The sequence below is a fragment of the bacterium genome (assembly GCA_021159335.1).
GTDB lineage: Bacteria > UBP14 > UBA6098 > B30-G16 > B30-G16 > JAGGRZ01.
This window is the reverse complement of the sequence record JAGGRZ010000110.1, coordinates 1-20,135: the sequence shown is the minus strand read 5'-3', so window position 1 is coordinate 20,135 and position 20,135 is coordinate 1. Positions and strand designations below refer to the sequence as shown.

The window sequence follows — 20,135 nt, the reverse complement described above, 5'->3', positions numbered from 1 at the left end:
AAAGGAAAACCTTTCTAAATAAAAGTTTTTGACATTTTAACAGGAGGGGGTTTTTTTATGTCCCCCTCCTAAGGTTAGCCCATAAAATAAGAGTTCGGTTATTCACCTCTGGGCGTACCTATAACGGTGAGAACTCCTTTTATTCTTCCGTTAGTAAGACCATTTGACTGCCAAACTTGCACTGTATAAGTAGGGTCATCTGTGGGCGACACATCATCTGTAGCAGAAAGTGCTACTGACTGGCTCTGATAGAAAACAAGGTCAACAAGATACACTACACCAGTTGCGAGGTCACTTGTACCATCATTTATTGCTATATTAATAACTGCTCCACCACTTCCGCGCTTATCATCTACTGTCCCCGTGAAGTTTATGCTCATATACTCTACCCCACAATCAGTTATGGAAATGGATGCCAAGTTTTGTCTTGAGGCTGAAGTACCCGTAATGTCAGTCATAGAAGTTACCGCAGCCTGCCATATTTTAGCACCAGTAGCACTAGCTATAGGACCAACACCAGTTACGAGAACATTTCCTGAACTTCCGTCAGATATGTCTTCCAGGGCAACTGCTACTACTCTATCACCAACTCCAGCAGCTTTCAAATCACCAGGATTAGTACCATCAACAGTTAATGAATCGCCAGCACTAACGCCACCATGAACAATAGCTGATATAACTCCTGCGTTAACTATTACCGCCCACTTATGCGTGCCATCACCTTCAATCATCGCTATAAATCCTAAAGCATCTGTACCAGCATCACACGCTACCAATGAGTCCTCGCTATTCATTTCCACTACATCACCTATCGCAGGGCTAGAATAATCAGATAGGTCTATCGGTACAGCATACTTAATCACGCTCTGTGCTCCCGCGAGTGCCACCAAAAGCAAAAGCGCACCCATAACTACAAAAATCCGCCTCATAACAAAACCTCCTTGTTTTAGGTTTTAGGTTTGGATTTCAAAATCATTTTTTTAATTAAAGTTCTTCTCAGCTTTCACCTCCTTTTTTACTTCTTAACTTCGATTACCTGTAAATTTCCTTTCACGAAACGCCCAGCATAAAGAGGCATTCTGAACGCCCTCGCTCTTACGGCGTAAGTATGATTCCCAGCCGGGGGGGTATCAAGGGCGCTTAATGTAACAACTCTATCGGAATATGTCAACAAATTTACCATAGCCATCCGCTGCGATGTCAGTACTAACTCCGATGATGTTCCAGGGTCGCGAACAAGCTGCACCTCGATGGCAGCACCCTTAACGCTGGCGCGGTCATCAAAATTTCCAGTAAATGTTATCATTACAGCACTTCCTGTGCCAGAGGCAGTATATGTTGCCGAAAATAGATTCAAAAACGATGTATCATTTATTGTTATGGCGCTTCCAGTGAAATCGACTTTCATGAAGCCCTGTCCCTCTATGTGCTCAGCGGAAAGAGTGCCAACTCTCGCTGTGCCCGTTATCCACATATTAGCGCTTTGGGCAGCTGTATCCTGATTCCATATGTAGTTCCCGGCAGCCCCGGGCCATGGTGTTATCGCACCGTCGACCACAAGATTTCCAGTGATATGCACATCACCACCAATAACTGCACCGTAACACGCTCCACGGACAACGATACCCGTATCAGGCGCACAGGTGGTAGCTGATGTATCGGGATGAATGTACAAACCTCGCGCTGTTGAGGTCCCGGCTCTCACCTCGAGTCCATTAACACCAGACCGGTCGACAAGGATGCCGCTTCCCCTATTATCGTGAACATAAATTCCCGGACCACCTGTTGTACCTACTACAAGTCCCGCACCACCATTAGTATCCACTGTATCTATTATCGTAAGAATTCCGAGATACCCGCCCTTATCTCCTCTAAGGGTCTCTGGTATTCCAACAGTGTATAACGCAGTATCAGAATAAAACGCTACATTAGTTGTCTCAGCATATATAGCCCTGAAGGAATAGGGTGTTGCCGCAAGAAGAATTCTTGGTGAAAGCGTCTCACCATCAACATCAAGTTCCATGTAATAAAGTGTATCGAAAGAGATATTTAATGGCGATATTGTTCCTAAAAGAACATCGAAAAGTCCCTTTGTGACCACCACACCCGGATGGAACTCAGACCACAATGCAGTGCCGCCAGTATCTTTATCATAAATTCTAAAAGTAATATTAACGAGACCATTTATAGCAACACCGCTTGTATCCGTCAATTTTCCCTGATAGTTGAGAAAACGGGGTGGGATAGCAGTGCATAAATTAAAAGACAGTATTATCGATATCACCAAAGTTATTTTCATAAAGAACTTAATCATAACGCCAAAACCTATTTTATTGTTTAAGTTATAAAGATTTTAATTTGCTTGTCAAGTTATTAATATAATTCTTACTAAATTTCTTTTAGCAACATTCGTGCCACCCAAAACTTATTTAATAGATAAACTTATCGCCTCATTTTTATCGAAAACATCTTAATTTTTGCAAAATGCAATTAATATTGCGCCATAAGAATTCCGAGAACTAGCGAATAAAATTTTGTTTCGTGAGGGTCGGCTCGCGATGTTAATACAATAGGTATAGGTGTCCCTGCAACTATAGCAGCGCAACGGGAATTAGCAAAATACTGAAGCATTTTGTAGGCTACATTAGCACTTTCTATGTCAGGAAACAATACTATATCAGCATCACCAGCCACTTCCCCGCCTATCCTCTTTATTTCCGCTGCCTTCCGGCTTATAGCATTATCAAAACCAAACGGACCATCAACTATTGCACCTTTTATCTGCCCCCTTCGATTCATGATAGTCAGGATTGCTGCATCCTCGGTAGCTGGCATCTTGCCCGGATTAACCTTCTCAACCGCTGCAACACATGCCACCTTAGGTTTCTCAACACCAAATGAATGGACAACCTCGATGGCATTGTTGATTATCTGAACCTTCTCCTCCAGCGTTGGCGCAATATTTATGGCTGCATCTGTTATGGTAAGAAGTTTGTGATAGGCTGGAACTTCGAAAACAGCCACATGCGAAAGAAGCTTTTTGGATTTGTGGTGAATCAATCCCTTTTCTTTGTCCAGTATCGCTTTCATAAAATCCTTGGTCGAGACCAAACCTTTCATCAGCACATCCGCCTCACCGCGCTTTAGCATCTCAACGGCAACGCGAGCAGTCATTTTCGAATTCTTTTCCTCGACTATCTCGTAGTCATCAACATTGACCCCGATTGAGCTTGCGGTTTTCTTTATCGCTTCAGGGTCACCAACAAGGATTCCGTTAGCTATATTGTGTTTTCTTGCGTCCTCGAGAGCAGCCAACACCTCTGCTTCAGCGGCATCAGCAACGACAACGCGCATAGGCTTTTGGCTTTTTGCCATATCAAGTAATTCTTCGAGCTTTCTCATATCTCCTCCCTAAGCATCAAAATTTTTGCATCGAAAAATAACATAAACCAAGCATTAATTCAACAGATTTTCAAATTTTTACTGAGCCAATCCAGAGTTTCGGGTCTTCTCGCTCCCTGCCTCTTCTTATCTCAAAATGCAGGACTGGAATGTCGTTAAGCCAATCACTTTCTGCGACTATTCCTATTTTACTGCCTGCTCTAACTTTTTGACCCTTGCGCACAACTGCATCCTCGAGATTGCCATAAATCGAGTAGAAACCACCATCATGCCTTATTATAACTACATTTTTATAGCCCGGAAGCCATACCACATCGGCAACAACACCATCCGCAACGGACTTGGCATATCTGTCGCTTCCAGCTACAATGTCAACTCCAGGATTAACGAACGAAACACCAAACCTCTTATCTTTTATGTTGCCGAAATCTCTTACGATCCTGCAATCCCCACCAACGGGACAGGGCAACTTCCCGAAAAGCTTTCCAAATTTACCGCCGTACTTCCTTCTCTCTTCAAGTAACATGACAAGTTTCTTTTGCGATTCTTTAAGCTTTGCAAGCAATCGTTCGTAACTCTTCTTCTCTCCTCTGACACGGGAAATAAGCGAGCGATACTTCTTTCTCGTGGTCCTTAATGAGTCAACGAGTCTCTTTTGAAGCGCTATAACACAACCAAGTGAATCCCTCGATTGAGCCAGTTTCGTCTTCAGCCTGCTTAAAGCACCAATCTCTCGCTCTAAATTCTCCATCTCAGCTTTTCTGTATGAAATAAGAGAGGATAAGTAAACTATGCTTGCCGAAACATCCTCGATTGAAGAATCTCCGAGGATTATCTCTGTTATATCAGGCTCTGGCAGCATGTAAAGCCTTCGCAACACGAGAAGATATTTTTTCCATTGCAAATGCTTTTTCTGTGATAGTGCGCTTATAGAATCGCTTATTAAACTAATCCGCTCAGTTAGCTTCTTAGCTCTCAGCCTTAAGGTTTGGAGAATTTTTTTCTCTATTCTCTCCCTTCTCTCCAATGCATCAAGTTTTTCGGCAATAAGTGATTCTTTCGCCTCAAGTTGCTTAATTTCGGACTGGACCTGGCGAAGTTTTGCAAGATTTTGTGACAACCTATCAGTGGAAAAGACTACGGATATTATTATAAATAAGAAAATAAATAACTTCTTATCATTCATAATATTGCCTCAATTTCATCAAGTATTTTAGGAAGAACAATACCGCACTTTTCGAAAATCGAAACATTTGCAATATCAGTTACTGGAGTAGGCTCAAGATTTACCTCAATAACTTTGCCGCCATGATTGTAAACTATAAATGGTAGCTGTGCTGCCGGAAAAACAATCGCTGAAGTTCCTATCACTACCACCGTATCCGCTTCTTCCGCAAAGTCAAATGCATCGTTAAGTTCCTTCTCGGGCAATGGCTCGCCAAACCAGACAACATCAGGTCTTAGCAAAGCACCGCAATCAGGGCAAAGAGGTGGTTCTTCGTATGATGACTCACTGTTCCGAATGAAAGCACAGACGGTGCATTTCTCGCGGAAGAGATTCCCATGAATTTCGATCAACTTCTTATTCCCTGCCTTACGATGTAGATCATCCACATTCTGAGTTACCACGAGAAAGTCGTCAAAAAGTTTTTCAAGCCTTGCGACAGCGTAATGTGCAGCATTAGGCTTGACTGAAAGCGCCTTTCTGCGTCTCTCTGAATAAAATTTCCAAACAAGCTGGGGATTCCTCGAAAAAGCCTCTGGTGTAGCAACATCTTCAACGCGGTAGTTCTCCCACAATCCATCCTGCCCACGGAATGTTGGTATTCCGCTTTCTGCTGATATCCCAGCACCAGTAAATACTAAAAGCTTCTTGGAGTTGGCAATTATGTCCGCCGCCCGTTTTATCAGCTCATCGTTCATAATTTCAATACCATATTAAAAGCAAGTCTTCACTTACTTTATGAATCCTCTTTGGTTCAATAATAAAGTCGTCCGGCATAAATCTTCTATGAATCTGAAGAATAGCCATTATGCCCCCGTCGACTTCGCTAAAAAGCTTTTGAAAGGAAGCAATGGATTTTTCCATAATCTCCTTTTCGTAAGGCGGTGCGGCAAATATTATTTCATCACCAACAACTATATGTGAATCGAGCCAGCTTATCGCGTCCTCCTGAACTATTTCATAACCGTAATCCGAGAGACCAGCAGCTCTAATGTTCTTCTGAACGGCCAAACAAGCCCTTCGCGATTTATCCACAAAAACAACATTACGAGCCCCCCTTGATAGCGCTTCTATCCCTACTGCACCCGTTCCAGCGAAGAGGTCAAAAAAGTGAAGGTCTTCAATGTCGCCAAGAATTTCAAAAAGTGCTCTCCTAAGTCTTACTGGAGACGGTCTTACCCCACTCGGAACCGTGCTCAATCTTCTGCCCTTAGCTATTCCACCAAGTATGTATATGCCACTCATAATTATTTACTCTAAACAATTTAAATCCAATATCAAGCAAAAGATTATTGTCGAACAACACCTTACATTCGGAGCATTTACCTGCGTAATTTCACGCTCTTTATGCCAATTCCCTTCAATATCTCGCCCACCAGATACATTGAACCTGCAACTACTATAGGCTTTTCATCACCCGATAAATCCTTTGCATTTAAAAAGGCTTCAAAAGGATTATCCACCACAAAAACTTTGTCAAATCCGCTTTCCTTGGCGAAATCAGCGAGCAACCGTGGCTCGTACTCCCGCAGCGAAGATGTTCCCGTAAAAATGATCTGCGAGCTAACGGGAATCCAAGCTGATATCATTGACTTATAATCTTTGGGTCTGTTAATTCCCACCACCAATATAGCTGGAGTTAAATTATAGTTTGCAAGTTCTGTCGCTAACGCCTTTGCTGAGGGCTCGTTGTGCGCGGAATCAAGCACTATCACAGGCGAATAGCTTATCAATTGAAATCTTGCTGGAGTTAGCGAATCAAAAAGCCCAGCGCGAATGAATTCCGGCTTTATGCCAAGCTTTAAAGCTGCAAATGCCGCAAGTGAAGCATTTTCAACCTGAAACCGACCCGCCACTGAAAGTTCAATGTCAAGCCATTCATCATTATACATTAGCCTGAATCTGGTTCCACGAAGTGAGGAGCCAATAATTTCTGCGTTAAAATCGCTACCAAAGACAAAAAGTTGCGCATCCGCTCTTTTTGAGAAATCCATTATAACAGCTATTACATCGTCTTCCTGACTCGCCGAAATAACTATTGAATTCCTTTTGATTATATGCGATTTATCGGTAGCAATTTTCACCTTGGTGTTGCCAAGTCTTTCAGTATGGTCGAGGCCTATTTTCGTTATAATAGCAATATCTGATTCGACAACATTCGTTGCATCATACTTTCCGCCAAGTCCCGCCTCGACAACTGCAAAGTCAACGTCCAAATCACCAAAAAGCCAGAATGCAGCCGCGGTTAGAACCTCAAAAAATGTGGCGAACTCTTTTGGCCGAGGACCTATAACATCTTTTATTACATTAACGGCTCGCGTTAGGTCGCTTTCGCTCACCTGTTCACAGTTTATACATATGCGTTCTCTAACATCGATTATATGCGGTGACATGTATGTTCCTACTTTAAATCCAGCTCTGCGCAGAATGTTTGATAAAAATATTGCCGTAGAACCCTTACCTTTCGTGCCCGCAATGTGAATCACCTTGTAAGATTTGTGTGGGTTACCAATCTTTGCCAGCAATTCAGTAATCGAATCGAGATGAAATTCCGGCGGGCTTTGACGGGTTGCATCACGCTCGTAACTGTAAAGTGAGTTAAGATAATTTAAGGTTTTAGCATACTCATCGCTCATTTAACACGCTCAATCATTGCGTACGCGTTGTGGTTGTGAATGGATTCTGAACTCTCAGCCTCAACCTTGAAGTAAGTTATCCTCGAATCGTCCAAAAGTCTTCTTGCGATGTCGCGCACCACATCCTCCACGAACTTAGGATTATCATACGCCTTTTCGGTAACGAATTTCTCGTCGGGACGCTTAAGAAGCGAATACACTGGCGCACTCGCTGACTGCTCTGCAATCTCAATAAGCTCCTCAAGCCATACGAATTCCTTATACTCAACTTTTATTGTGATTATTGCACGCTGATTGTGTGCACCACGGTCGGAAATCTCTTTCGAGCATGGACAAACTAATGTCACAGGAACCGACGCACCGAGAATAAATTTGTACGAATCAGAATACCATGCCTCAAAAAAACCCGTGTACTCAAGCAACGACTCCTCACCACTCACCGGTGCCCTCTTGAGTATAAAGTACGGAAAGCGCATGGAAAGATGAGCACAACTGGCTGAGAAAACCTCCTTCATCTCCATCAAAACAGGCTTTAGCTCCTTGTAGGCTATCTCCCCTCGATACTTGTTAAGAATCTCGACGAATCTGCTCATGTGGGTACCCCGATACTTTTCGGGCAGGTCGACAAACATCGAAACCGTAGCAACTGTATCCTGATATTTGTTCGTACGGTCAAGTATTTTTATGGGATACTTTAGACTTTTAATCCCGACCATGTTAATTTTTATCTCTTGGTCGGGGCGCTGTGATTGGACATCTTTCATAATAACAATTTTAGTCAAGATACCATGATTTAACAAGAGGATTATAAATGCTTTTCATAAACATACATTATTCTCGCTCTTTATGAATGCCTGAATTCTTATTTATCGGGTGCGCAAAAATGATGAGAGCATACATACAGGAAATTAGCCACGAAATTCTAAACGCGATAGTTGTCGGGAATGATAACATCGTTTATGCGGTTGTAATAGGCGACCGCAAAATGCCAGAATGGATTTGCAAAAAGCTAAAAGTCGTAAACGGCGAAAATAAAGCCGCGAAACAAATTATGGAATATCTCGAGGGCTTAAGAAAAAGTTTCTCAGTAAAGCCTGTATACCTTATCGGCACGCCATTTCAAATAAAAGTCTGGGAAGAGACGCTAAGGATACCATATGGTAGCATAGTCAGCTATAAAGCATTAGCTGAAAAGCTTGGGATTCCAAAAGGTGCAAGAGCAATAGGAGCAGCTCTTGGCAAAAATCCAATACCAATAATCGTGCCCTGCCATCGAGTATTGCGCTCAGACGGCAAAATAGGAGGCTTTTCCGCAGGCATTGAAGTGAAAAAACGCCTACTATACCTTGAAGCTGAAAGCAAAGATTGACCACGCTGATTTTTATCGTAAATTATGCTCTATGGAGGCGCTATGAAATGCAGACTGCTAAAATTTATTCTGATAGGGATTTTTGCGCTAAGCTTGCACGCCCAGCAGGTAAAAAGAAACGATGCTATACGAATAGCATTAAGGTCAATAAAGATAGCGCAAGACGAGGCAACAATTCTATCACCGGTGCCCAGAGATTCCTTCCGTTTGCGTCTTGTCGATGTTGCCCTTGCAAAACCCACAAAACTACCCGACATTGCCGACAGCTTATTGGCGGAATTATCCGGCAAAACATACTATAAGCTCATTAAAAGCCTCGCAAAAATATTAGACCTATCACCAAAACAACCTGTGGTGGCAAAAAAAATCGCCAAACACCCTTGGGACAACTATCCTAAAATGTCGCCAAAGATAAAAAGAACACTTTCTGCCATTTACGACGCTATCTTAGCATCGACTGACAATCTGACGATAGCTTATTCAAAACTTGATTCTGCGCAACTTGATACTGTTTTGACGATGCCTATAGAACTTCTTTCTCCATTTGAGCGCAGGATAGATAATCAGATTAATGCTGCCACGGCGCTCGAAAAAGACATAGTAGAACTCGAGCAGGAAAATCGTGAAGTAAGATTCTTCGAACTTGCTCAACGAGTTAACCAACAAAAAATATTTGATGCCGCGAAATTGGTTTTCCAAACCACATTGAATGCGATATCTCAATTAAAAACAGTAACCTCTATTTCGGGAACATTAACTGTTCCGGATACAATGGCGTTCGGCGACATCATATATTACGCTGAAACCGAGATTGGACCCGTTATAGTAGGCGGTGTAGGCCCGACATTTTACCTTGGACCCTTCGCCATAATAATAGACCTCGGCGGCGACGATAATTACCTTTATCACGCTGGTGGTACTACCCCAAAAATCCCCGTTGCAATAAGTATAGATCTTGGGGGCAATGACCTTTATTGGTCCGATGATAAGTTCTCATTCGGAAGCGCGCTTGGCGGTGTAGGAATACTCTACGATGCGGAAGGGAACGACATTTACCGGGTAAATAACATGAGCCTTGGCTGTGGAATTTTTGGCTGGGGAATATTATGGGACCACAAAGGTGACGACACTTATATCGGCGGCGGAGTAACTATAGGCGCAGCTTTCATGGGTGGCGGTGTTTTGATTGACGACAGCGGATTCGACAAATATCAATCCAACATCTACTCACAAGGCTTCGGTGCAACAAAAGGGATAGGTTTATTGCTCGATAAATCGGGAAATGACTCGTATACATGCACTGGAAACATCCTCGACAGGTTGCATTATGCAGACCACTATCTCTCACTATCGCAGGGAGTCGGCTACGGCTATCGCCCCATCGCATCAGGTGGTATCGGAATTTTAATAGATTTTGATGGAAATGATGTATACTCTGCAGAGATTTTCGCTCAGGGAGCTTCGTATTGGCTGGGTTTCGGATTGCTTTACGATAGGAGCGGAAACGACCAATACAACTCATTTCAATATTCCCAGGGTTCGGCTGCTCATCTTGGTATTGGTGTTCTCATCGATGAAAATGGGGATGACACTTACGCCTCGACCGGAATGTCTCAGGGTTGCGGCGACGACCTTGCAGCAGGTTGCCTAAACGATAGAAGCGGAGATGATAGCTACCTTGTGCGAGATATATCCCAGGGCGCTGGAAACGCCAATGGAATAGGATTGTTGATAGATGAAGGAAATGGAGATGATAGGTATCTGGCGGGGAACGAATATAATGTGCGCGGTTATGGTAACTGGCGAAAGGAATTCGGCTCGATAGGCATAATGCTGGACCTTGGCGGTAATGACTCATACAACGGCAAAGGCAAAAACGGCGCATTCTGGTCAAATTCTTCTTATGGCGTGGGAATAGACTTTCCACCAAAACAGTAAATTTCGTGGGAAATGAATTATTCTTTTAAAATAGTTCTCGCAATCCTTGTATTACTAACCACGCTCATCGGGGCTGAACGGGAAACGCACATAAAAGAACTGTTCGCAATTGCTACTATAGGTGACGCAAGATTAAGCCAGCAAAGTCAACAGGCAAAAGTCAAGCTTTCGTCGTATGGTGGGGAAGCTGCAAAATTCCTCGTGACTCAACTAAGACGAATAAACCCTTTAAAATTTGAGACCGCCAAAGAGGTTCTTACGATGATAGGCGATGATGCATTGCCTTATCTCGTTGCAGCTCTCTCGGATACGAGTCCAAAAGTATCGTCCGCAGCCGCCGAAATACTCGGTGCAATAAAAAGCAAAAAGGCAGTTTCTCCTCTCAAAATAGCAGCGCTTCATGGCGATGTTAACCTTAAATCTGCGGCGTGCTGGGCACTCGGAGAGATAGGCGATACCAGTGCTGTTGATGTGCTAACCCAAGCGCTTTTTGACACTTCTGCACTGGTAAGAAGAGCTGCTGCCTACTCGCTCGGTCAACTCGGATGTTGTAAAAATATGGACGCGCTTATTGGACTCCTCTCTGATGGGCACTACTCAGTTAGATATGCTGCTTTTGACGCTTTGCGCAGGATGTGTACACCAAAACTAAAGGAAAAAGTAAAGTTGCGGCTTAAAAATGCTAATCCACCTGAGAGAGACTTTTTGATAGTTCTACTCGGCTGCTTCGGTGACGAAGTAGAAAATGACTTAGCGTCGTTTGTTCAGAGCACTAATTACTTCGAGCGCGGTTTTGCATGCGAGGCGCTGGGCAATGTGAGAGGTAATTACAAAGTAGCGAACATACTCAAAAAAGCATTGTGGGATTCGTCCCCGTTCGTGAGGATGAAAGCTCTGAGGGCACTCGAAAACCTCAAAAAACCACATATCCTCAGATGAAATCGCCGGCAAAAACACTATTTTTTATTCTATTCATTCTGATTGGAAATCCACTTTCTCAAAACTTTAACTATTCAAAATCCATAACTCTCGAGGAACTTATCAGTAAAGACTATACTAATGAAACCCAAAAATGTGACCTTGCCCTGGTTCTTTCTGGTGGCGGCGCAAGAGGAATAGCCCAGATAGGAGTAATCGAAATCCTCGATAGTGCTGGGATAAAACCTGACATAATAATCGGGGTAAGCATGGGCGCCGTGGTTGGCGGATTGTATTCTGCCGGCTATACGCCCAAGGAACTCGACTCCATTGCGCGTTCGATAAACTGGGTCGAACTCCTAAGCGACATACCAGAACGGTCAATCATGCTACAAACCCAAAAAGAGACGGAAAGCAAGTATTTTTTGACGATAAGATTCAAAGCGGGCAAGCTCCTCATCCCTTCCGGATACCTTGCAGCGCAAAAGCTTCTCAACAAACTAAGCGAGCTTACGGCAGCAGCAACAATACGAAGCAAAAAGAATTTCGATAAACTCCCGATAAGGTTCAGAAGTGTTATAACCGACCTTACCACTGGCGAAGCTATAGCATTGCGAAAGGGGAATCTTGGTGAGGCTATAAGAGCATCAATTAGCGTCCCGATACTTTTTATGCCTTACACCATCGATTCGTTTTACGCTGTTGATGGAGGCTTACGAATGCCCGTGCCCGTTGAGGTTGCGAAAAAGCTTGGCTGCAAAAGAATAATAGCCGTTAACACAACCGCTCAACTCATACCAAGAAATCAGCTAAATACCTTTAACAAAGTCGCTGAGCAGACAACAACTATAATGCAACAGGACCTTATAGCAAGCGAACGCCTGCTCGCTGATGTCTGGATTGAACCCGACCTGAGAAACCATAATTCCACCGATTTCACTAATATTGACTCCCTAATCGAATGGGGAAAGGATGCAGCAAGAAAAGCGCTGCCAAAAATATTTGAAACAATCAAAAAACACGAACTTATAAAGATTGATACGATCATTTCGACACCTGAGATTCCTGGGCTTAAAAACTTGCTTAGAGGAACCATCACATCCAAAATGCTTACGGAGAAACTTGACTCGATTTTCAGAACCACGGCAGCGGAAAGCATGTTCTGTTCTCTGAGGGCGGGAACGCTCTTTGTGAAATTTTTCGGACTAAGGAGAAAATACCACTTGATTATTTCTGGTCTTGAGGATTTGCCAGGCAATGTTAACGATAGCAATTTTATTGATAACGCTGAAAAGCCTTTGCCTCTTAACAAAATACACGAAGTAATCAATGTAATTCTCAATAAACTAATTGATAATGGCTATCTTATCGCGCATCTCGACTCATTAAAACAGAAAGCGGATACGATGTTCGCATTCATAAATCCTGGAACCATAGATAGTGTGAAATTTTCCGGCAATGCCATAACGCGGGAGTGGGTTCTCAATTCTCACATAAAACTTTCCAAAGGCGATATATTTAACGAAGAGGCGATTAAGCAAAGCATAATGAATCTATACTCGACTGGACTTTTCAACTGGGTCAGCTATGACCTCACCACAAGTAGTGATAACAAAATAATTCTAACCATAAAGCTCAACGAAAAGCCCAACATTGCACTTAGATTCGGTTTAAGGTATGACGAGTTAAGAAAAGGCGAGGTAGCATTCGGCGTTTTCGACGACAACTTCATCGGCACGGCTTTAAAAATAGGAGCCGAATTATGGGGCGGTGAAAGAAGACAAAACCTAAAGTTAACCTTACAAGCTGACAAAATATGGAAAACGATGCTCGGATTGAGAATGTCAGTGCTTTTTAACAGGTCGAAATACGATCACTTCATCAAAATGGAAATAGCCAAAACCGATTGGGTGGAGTCATTCGGCACCGTTTTCTCGCTGGGACCGCAGTTCAGGAAACTGGGCAAAGTGGTCGTCGAGTTGGAATCGCGAAAGGTCGTCGTAAAAACCGTTGGAACCGACGAGAAAAAGGATTTCCTTATGCATAAATTATGTGCAAAATCCGCAACAGACACTTACGACAAACGCCAGTTTCCGACATCGGGCAAAAAAGTGTTCATGCTTCTCGAGATGAGTCAGGACATACTTGGTGGGCAGACATCATTCACGAAGTACTTCGCCCACATCGAATCAGCATACTCTGCGTTCTGGTTCACATTTCTTCCATGGTTCACCGCAGGACATATAGCAGGCACTCCCCCATTTTTCGAAAGATTTCGAATCGGACAAACACGCATGATTTGGGGATTCAGGGGCGACGAACTAACAGGTGACGACATCTTAGCTGGTGGCATAGACTTGCGAATAAATCTTAGAAAAAGGTTTAAGCGAAGCTATGTAATACTTGGCGGTTCGGCTAACAATATCTGGTCGAACACTCAACCCGGCAAATCCATAAAAACAATTTGGTGTGGCGGAATAGCATTAGGGCTTGAAACACCTCTCGGACCATTGCGTGTCGGCTGGGGAAGGTCAAATTTATACAGGTCTCATATTTTCGTGAGATTCGGGTACGATTTTTGAGTCAGACTCACATTTTATTTTAAAATCTCCTTCTTAAACTTACTTACGGCGATATGCGCCTGACGGGTCGGTTCGGGAATTCTATATCTCGTTGTAGTTCGCAACGCCCACTCCCTCGCCGCGTCAAAACTTAGAAGGTGTCCCGGGCTAACGAAAATCGGATTTTTGCCCGTTCTCGTTCTCAATACAACGCCTATCTTTTTCCCATCGTGATAAAGCCACGACCAAGAACCCTTCTCATAGCCGGGTTCATCGTATGTGCCGACCAATTTACTTTTGGCGCATCCTACAGTTGGAATCTCGAGGAAAAGACCGATGTGAGCTGCGAGTCCCAAACCTCGAGGATGTGCTATTCCCTGTCCATCGATCATAACAAGGTCGGGAGTCACGCTTAACTTCTCGAAAAGCTTTAAAAGAAGCGGCGATTCTCTAAAACTAAGCAAGCCAGGAATATAGGGCATTCGCACTTTCTCGAAGCCTTTAACAATGTCCACAACATCTAACGATGGATACTCAAGCAAAACAACGGCAGCAAACGCCCTACCGTCTTTTGAGAAAGCGAGGTCGCCAGCGGCTATAAAACGAACAAAGTCAGGTTCTCCAGCCACTATAACCCTTTCAGCTAACTCTCGTTGCAGCCTTATGGCATGTTGAATGGATGGTATCTCCCAACTATGGATTCTCTTTATCTCCACCTTCATCGCCCCCCAGAATTCTTTCGATTATGTCATCTTTGGCAAGTCCTATGTGGCTGCCTTCCCAATATATCTTACCACACCTATTACATCTCCAGAACCTGTCGTGAGTAAGATATGTATATCTTGGAACCAGCCCCTCAACGGCACTTTTTTCGACTTCTTCTATCCTGCCATTACAGGCTGGGCAACGCGTTAATCTCAATTCGGGCTTTATGCCAAATTCTCTTATAACCTCGCGAATCTGACTCCATAGTTTTTCAGCTCGAACGAAGTAGGCCATCTTTCCCGCTTTTACCGCGAGTTCACGGTCTTTAGTAAGTATTATTCTTCCTTCATTGGCTGCGCGAAAAATTATTTTCTCATCGTCATCCTGCGAAAACTCCGCGTCCTCACCAAATAGTCTTAACCACCGCGCAAGGCGGCCAAGCATTGTGTCAACTATAAATTTCATAATCAATATGGATAAAGCAAGGCTATGTGCCATCTGCCTTTCTGGTCAGGGTCGAGTTTCGTTAAGATGAACCCCCTTTCAAGTCGTATGGGACCAAATGGCGTCATAAATGCTATTCCGAAGCCACTGCTAACTCTAATATCGTTTGGATTAATGTCCTTCCACTCATCCCAGACCTGCCCCATGTCCAAAAAGACGGTGCCATAAAATTTCCATATTAATGGGAATCGAATTTCGGACGATAAAAGAAAAATCACATTTCCGCCCAGCATCGTGCCATCAGCAGCCTTGGGACCTACTGACAACTCCTTGAATCCTCTTATAGTATTCGCTCCACCAGCGGCAAACTTGTTAGTGGGTGCTATCTCAGCGGCAGGGAGTGTTCTACCTATAATTCCTGTCCTTATGCGAGATGCCAAAATAAAGTCGTGATAAAGTCTTATGTATCTTGCGAATGTCGCATCAATTTTGGCGAAGTGTTCGTCACCGCCGAGCAACCCACCCACGAGCTCAGTATTCACCCTTGCGAATGCCCCTTCGGATGGATTAAGAGGGTTGTCTCTTACATCAGCCTGAATGGTATATGTTATTTTTCTGGTTATATAAATCCCCTGCTGCATTTTTATCTCCATTGCTATGTCCTCTGGGACGCCGTATATGTCCACTCTTTCGTAGGTCGCGCCTATTTTGTGCGTCCTCGGCTCATCGTGGATTATAGCGCTTAACTCTGCACCAAACCGCTGAACTCGCCAAGGGAAATTCTGAGTCTTAAGACCTGGCTCAAAATAAAGCACGAGATTAGTCGGAATTTTCCTTCCTAATGTCCAGGGTTCGTAAATCGATGCCTCGTAACGATTGGATATAAACTGCCAATTTGTTATTACCTCTGCCTGAAGAAGTCCCTTCATCATTATGGATTGTCCGTTTCCGAAAACATTTCTATGCCCCCAATTCGCCGATATTTGCATCGTAAAGTCATAGTTTTTGTTGCCTCCGAAATCTATAGACGCACCATAAAAACCTCTTTTGCGCTCAATAACCCTTATTACTACATCCACCGTATCTGGATGCGACAAAGTGTCCGAAAGCTCTATGGATATAACCTTGAAGAGTCCCGTTCGAAAAAGTTCCTGTCTGCTTTTCTGAATAGCCGAATAGGAATACTTTTTTCCGCTTTTTATCGAAAGCTCTCTTTTAAGAAGGAATTTCTTCGTATTTATAAGCCCCTTATAGGTTATCTTGCCGAAGTAAACTACTTTGCCAGGCTTAACGCTGAAAACAATCCTTACCAGCGAATCAACTTTCCGATAACCGGCTTCGACTTCAGCGTAAAGATAGCCTAAATCAGCAAGATATCTGTAAACATTAAGTCTTCCGCTCTCGAGTTTAAAAGGCGAAAAAACGTCTCCTGGAGATAAATCGATAAGTTTTGCCAATTTAACAGTGTCAATCGAATCGGTACAACTCCAGTTTATCCTTTCGACGAAATATTTTTTGCCCTCATCCACACGATATACGAGGGTTACAACATCCTCTTTTTCTTTGTATTTTATCGGCTTAGCCTTTACCAAAACATCAAGATAACCTCTATCCAGATAAACAGCTGTTATGTTTTCAAGGTCTTTCTTAATTGATTTTGGGTCAGCCAATGGGAGTCGCTTGAAAAGCCGCATTGTCCAGGTTGGAACTGGTGTGACAAGCACTTTGCGAAGTCGCCACGAACTAACATGTTTATTGCCTTCGAATTCAATCTTTGCTATGCGTTGCTGGGAATTCGCGGTCAAGAACAAAATAAAAAGCGAAACAAACGCGATTTTTCTTCCTAATACTCCCATTTAAGATCAAGTTTTAGCTTATAGTTACCCTCCACATCCTGCTGGAAACCTATGTAAAGATTTTTTGATATTTTATACGAAAGCTCTATTTGCTGTCGCGGGTCTTCTGCTATAGTCTGCGTATAACGAAGATAAAGCTTTCTCGTAACGCTTTTGCCAAGGGTTAAGGTTAATTCCTGAGGCTTGAAAATGTTATTATTGTCGCCATATGTGGTTATTTTAACCTCGTCTAATCCCAAAGTCCTCTCCGCAAGTTTGCCAAGATTCGACTCTATGTATTTCTGAAGAAGTTGTCTTGTTTGCGACTGAATTCTTTCAGCCATACTCGTCGTTGATGTATCACCAGCTCCTATGAACAGCTTTACAATGTCCTCAGGAGTGAATTCACCGCTTGAACTGTACATTTTCACTTGAGGCGAATACAAATTCCCCGTTATTTTCAAAAATATTTCCTCCTGACCTATCGTGGTTTTTGCCAGGATATCAAGTTCTGGATTTATGGTGGATATGTCACGGAACCTTATAACACCCGATTCTATTTCGAATACCTGCCCATATAGAAAGTATTTTCCTGACTCAATCTTTAAGTCACCAAGAAACAATAACTTGCGATTATCAGCTGAAGTAATGTATAAATCTCCCGATATTAACGCTTCCATTTCGTTTGTTAAAACCCATATATTGTCTGATGATATAGCTACATCGATATTTATGGGTATTTTCATAGGTGCTGGAGAACTACTTCCAAGCTTTAAAATGTGTGCTTCGGAGGGTCTTAGGTCAGCTATAACCTTTAAAGGAAATCCTCTTAGCTCAACCTCGCCATCAACTATTGCGTAAATTCCCTCGCTGAAAGATTTAATAGGAAGGTTGTTCACGAACAAAAGCACACTCATCGAGTTTGATTTGTGTTCCCAAAGTCTTATATTGCCCCCACCGTGAAAGTTTCCTGAGACATATTTCTTTCCCGCAATAAGTTCCCATATCTTCCCAAAAAGCCCCCTTTGCTCAATAGGTATTGTGCGAATTTCACCGCTTACACTATCTATATAGATGATGCTATCCCGCAGTTTTACTAATAATGTCAGATTTCGCAGAGTATCGTCCAATACATCAGTTAAAAGCGCGCCATCTTCGAGAGAAATTTTTCCGTAAAGCTCCGGATGTTCCTTAGTTCCCTTAAGCTTTACATTAATTCCGACATTGCCGTCAAGAAACTTAGCATCCCCGGAGTAGCCAGCAAAAATGTTCTTGGCATTGCCATTTCCATAAACGACGAGGTTAAAGGTCGGACGCTTTTTTTCTATCAAAACATTTCCTTGAACAATCAGCGAATCGGTAAATTTCCTTAATATCGTTCTTTTAAACTTTATCGTGTCCTGACGAACCTCAAGCTCAACCCTTGCTGTATCCCAAGAAAAATTGCGTAGTTTCGGCTCAACCACCACCCCAACGAGAAAACCATTACCCTTGAATGTCCCAAGGTTGAGTTCAAGGTCAAACTCGGAAGATAGTTTACCACCTACAACATCCTTCAAGGGATATATTTGCTCTAAAGAAATCCCGTTTATTGTACCAACTATTTTCGCTGACTTCTTGCTGACATTCAAAGTATCCACAATGATTCTTCCGTCACCGAATGTGACATCGAAATCATGCGCAGCTAAACCCTCGACAAATCTAAGTTCGAATGGACTATTAAGCCGAACATCTGCCAAGGGCGAAAAAACATCGAATCCGTTAATGAGTGCGCTCTTATTTTTGAAATCGAGTTCTCCTGCACCGCTTATTCTCGTTTCCCCCGCAAAAATGCTTAGGTCCCTAACAAGCAAACCTTCACCGGTAAGATTGCCGGTAAGCTGAATTAATTCCACAGCTTTATTAGAGACAGACGAATTCTTTGCGATAAAATTAAGCCTTATGTCAGGTTTTCCATTTTTTATTTCGCCAGAAAAAGGTAAATCGCAATCCCTAATCACGAGCGATGATATGCGAAGGCTGTCTGATTCAAGCCTTCCAGAAACTTTCAGCTCTGACCCTGCTCCTGTTAAACTTGCATTGCCTCTAACCTCGCCTGTCAAAGGAACATTGCCACCCCCAAGAAGCCTTATTACTTCAGCAAAATCCCCAGCGCTAATTTCCAAATTCATTCTCGAAGAATCAGTCGTCTTAGTGCCTTTAAGTACAAGACGATTAAGTCCTGAGGTAATGTCGACGAAAAGCTCATTTCTGCCGTTCTTATAGAATTCAAATTGAGCAAGAAGCTGGCAATCTTTGATTTCGCGGTTATCAACTAATATTCGCGCATTCTTGGAAAACAGCGCCAGACGAGTTTTCTTCTCAATAAATCCTGAGTAGTGAAAATCCCCAGAAATCCTGATGTTTCCTACATTAAACTGCCGCAAGTCGAATTTCCTAAGGTTTTTGATTATACCTTTGTAGTGGAATGTATCTTTCCCTACCCGAAACAGAAAAGTTGCGTATTTCATTGGGGCACCCCACAAAGCGCCGCCATCAAATTTTACGATGCCACTTTTCGATGACTCATCATATGTAAAATGTCCTTTCTGGGTTGCAAGTTTAAGACCGAACAGGTCGCCATTAAAGGCAAATTTACCTTCGTAAATTAGTGAGTCCCTATGTTGTATGTTAAGGTCTGAAACACCCGAACCGCTCAAAATTTTTGCGCCGAGAAGCCTGTTTATTTCATCATAATCAACCTTATCTCCCACTATTGAAAGATTCGCAAATGTTTTACTATCAATAGAAAACGAATCGATCTTTATTTCAAAGTCAGATTTTGGCATCACGATTCTGCCGTCAGCATACAGGAACCCTTTGCTTATCAATGATTTACCAGAAATTCCAATAGTGAATCCATCATCGAGACGTGCAAACAGGCTGTCAAAAACAAATGATAAAGAATCGGGAGATGAGCGCAAACTCCCTAAAATGTAAACGGACCCCGTGCTGGAACCGTTAAATTTCACTTTACCATTCACAACTTGTATCGAATTAAACTCTATCCTCGGACGTTTTTTGGGCTTTTTCGGCTTTGGCTTTGTAACCCTTTTAGGAACG

16 protein-coding genes are annotated in these 20,135 nt (G+C 42.9%); 4 read left to right on the top strand and 12 right to left on the bottom strand.

All coding sequences use genetic code 11. The features are described 5' to 3' along the window. Positions 1-98: 98 nt before the first annotated feature. From J7J62_06180 to J7J62_06145, 8 genes are all read right to left on the bottom strand, one after another. Positions 99-929: a hypothetical protein gene (locus J7J62_06180; protein ID MCD6124741.1), complete on the bottom strand. Its 831-nt coding sequence runs from the start codon at positions 927-929 to the stop codon at positions 99-101. A gap of 86 nt (positions 930-1,015) precedes the next feature. Beyond that, positions 1,016-2,314, bottom strand: a complete 1,299-nt coding sequence (locus J7J62_06175; protein MCD6124740.1) for a hypothetical protein — start codon at positions 2,312-2,314, stop codon at positions 1,016-1,018. A 176-nt stretch (positions 2,315-2,490) separates the two neighbouring features. Next, positions 2,491-3,402, bottom strand: coding sequence for a bifunctional enoyl-CoA hydratase/phosphate acetyltransferase (locus J7J62_06170; protein ID MCD6124739.1), 912 nt, complete (start codon positions 3,400-3,402; stop codon positions 2,491-2,493). Between the two features lie 70 nt (positions 3,403-3,472). Further along, on the bottom strand, positions 3,473-4,588 hold the full coding sequence (locus J7J62_06165; GenBank protein ID MCD6124738.1) for a peptidoglycan DD-metalloendopeptidase family protein: 1,116 nt from the start codon (positions 4,586-4,588) through the stop codon (positions 3,473-3,475). Next, positions 4,585-5,313: an NAD-dependent deacylase gene (locus J7J62_06160; GenBank protein ID MCD6124737.1), complete on the bottom strand. Its 729-nt coding sequence runs from the start codon at positions 5,311-5,313 to the stop codon at positions 4,585-4,587. The genes J7J62_06165 and J7J62_06160 overlap by 4 nt, the downstream gene beginning before the upstream one ends. A 16-nt stretch (positions 5,314-5,329) precedes the next feature. Next, positions 5,330-5,872: an RsmD family RNA methyltransferase gene (locus J7J62_06155; protein ID MCD6124736.1), complete on the bottom strand. Its 543-nt coding sequence runs from the start codon at positions 5,870-5,872 to the stop codon at positions 5,330-5,332. Positions 5,873-5,949: 77 nt separating this feature from the next. Then, positions 5,950-7,263: a bifunctional folylpolyglutamate synthase/dihydrofolate synthase gene (locus J7J62_06150; GenBank protein MCD6124735.1), complete on the bottom strand. Its 1,314-nt coding sequence runs from the start codon at positions 7,261-7,263 to the stop codon at positions 5,950-5,952. Further along, positions 7,260-8,027 carry a GTP cyclohydrolase I FolE2 gene (locus tag J7J62_06145; protein MCD6124734.1) on the bottom strand — a complete coding sequence of 256 codons (768 nt, stop codon included), beginning with the start codon at positions 8,025-8,027 and terminating at the stop codon, positions 7,260-7,262. The genes J7J62_06150 and J7J62_06145 overlap by 4 nt, the downstream gene beginning before the upstream one ends. Before the next feature lie 221 nt (positions 8,028-8,248). Here J7J62_06145 and J7J62_06140 point away from each other — a divergent pair, with 221 nt between their 5' ends. Genes J7J62_06140 through J7J62_06125 form a run of 4 tightly spaced genes read left to right on the top strand, consistent with a single transcriptional unit; the run spans position 8,249 to position 14,070 of the window. Next, positions 8,249-8,632 carry a methylated-DNA--[protein]-cysteine S-methyltransferase gene (locus J7J62_06140; protein ID MCD6124733.1) on the top strand — a complete coding sequence of 128 codons (384 nt, stop codon included), beginning with the start codon at positions 8,249-8,251 and terminating at the stop codon, positions 8,630-8,632. A gap of 42 nt (positions 8,633-8,674) precedes the next feature. Then, entirely contained in the window at positions 8,675-10,570 is a 1,896-nt protein-coding gene (locus J7J62_06135) for a hypothetical protein (GenBank protein ID MCD6124732.1), read from the top strand. Between the two features lie 12 nt (positions 10,571-10,582). Further along, positions 10,583-11,509, top strand: a complete 927-nt coding sequence (locus J7J62_06130) for a HEAT repeat domain-containing protein (GenBank protein MCD6124731.1) — start codon at positions 10,583-10,585, stop codon at positions 11,507-11,509. After that, entirely contained in the window at positions 11,506-14,070 is a 2,565-nt protein-coding gene (locus J7J62_06125) for a patatin-like phospholipase family protein (GenBank protein MCD6124730.1), read from the top strand. Before J7J62_06130 ends, J7J62_06125 begins: the two co-directional genes overlap by 4 nt. A gap of 14 nt (positions 14,071-14,084) precedes the next feature. Here the strand turns inward: J7J62_06125 and nfi are convergent, their stop codons facing one another. The 4 genes from nfi to J7J62_06105 form a co-directional block, all read right to left on the bottom strand. Next, the gene (nfi, locus tag J7J62_06120) at positions 14,085-14,765 is read right to left on the bottom strand and encodes a deoxyribonuclease V (GenBank protein ID MCD6124729.1); all 681 of its coding nucleotides are present in this window, start codon (positions 14,763-14,765) and stop codon (positions 14,085-14,087) included. Further along, positions 14,743-15,219, bottom strand: a complete 477-nt coding sequence (locus J7J62_06115; protein ID MCD6124728.1) for a Mut7-C RNAse domain-containing protein — start codon at positions 15,217-15,219, stop codon at positions 14,743-14,745. Before J7J62_06115 ends, nfi begins: the two co-directional genes overlap by 23 nt. Positions 15,220-15,221: 2 nt before the next feature. Beyond that, the gene (gene bamA / locus J7J62_06110; GenBank protein ID MCD6124727.1) at positions 15,222-17,054 is read right to left on the bottom strand and encodes an outer membrane protein assembly factor BamA; all 1,833 of its coding nucleotides are present in this window, start codon (positions 17,052-17,054) and stop codon (positions 15,222-15,224) included. Continuing rightward, on the bottom strand, positions 17,042-20,135 hold a 3,094-nt coding region (locus tag J7J62_06105), incomplete at its 5' end, for a translocation/assembly module TamB domain-containing protein (GenBank protein MCD6124726.1). The genes bamA and J7J62_06105, both read right to left, overlap by 13 nt.